At 18.9% G+C, this 636-nt stretch carries 1 protein-coding gene; it reads right to left on the bottom strand.

Annotated features, from left to right (window positions below; genetic code table 11):
* Positions 1-156: 156 nt before the first annotated feature.
* Positions 157-636: a transcription elongation factor GreA gene (greA, locus tag GJT95_RS00005; protein ID WP_169785764.1), complete on the bottom strand. Its 480-nt coding sequence runs from the start codon at positions 634-636 to the stop codon at positions 157-159.

Below are 636 nucleotides of genomic sequence, written 5' to 3'. Positions count from 1 at the left end.
AAAATATAATACAAAATAAAAATTTTCTAAAAATTGAATGTCCACATATATTTTCTGATAAATTTTAAAAAAACATAAGAAACTTTCAAATATAAAAATTTCTCTATTGTATTTTACAATATTATTCTAAAATAATAATAAAGTCAAATTTAAATATTAAATATATTTAATATTTAAAACTTTATATTTTATAATTCCTCCAGGTGTTTTTACTTTAACAATATTATTTTTTTTTTTACCAATTAACGCTCTAGCAAGAGGAGCATTAATCGAAATTAAATTATTTTTTAAATCTGATTCATCATGTCCTACAATTTGGTAAGAAATAATTTTATTAGTTAATATATTTACTATACAAATAGTAGACCCAAAAGTAATTTTATTATTATGTATAATTTTAGTTACATCTATAATATTTGCATTTGATAATTTATTTTCTATTTCTTGAATACGTCCTTCACAAAAACTTTGTAATTCACGAGCTGATTGATACTCTGCATTTTCTTTTAAATCACCATGTTTTCTAGCATCTATAATAGAATTAATAATTTTAGGTCTTTCTATATTTTTTAATTTTTTTAATTCTTTACGTAATTTTTTTATACCTTGTAAGGTTATAGGAATTTGATTAATCAT

The sequence above is a fragment of the Enterobacteriaceae endosymbiont of Donacia crassipes genome (assembly GCF_012569785.1).
Lineage (GTDB): Bacteria > Pseudomonadota > Gammaproteobacteria > Enterobacterales > Enterobacteriaceae.
The sequence above is the reverse complement of the archived record's forward strand: the minus strand, read 5'-3'. Positions and strand labels throughout refer to the sequence as shown.

What these genes read in the sequence shown, in the direction of transcription:
- greA (WP_169785764.1), bottom strand. Translation starts at nt 636, where the DNA reads ATGATTAATCAAATTCCTATAACCTTACAAGGTATAAAAAAATTACGT.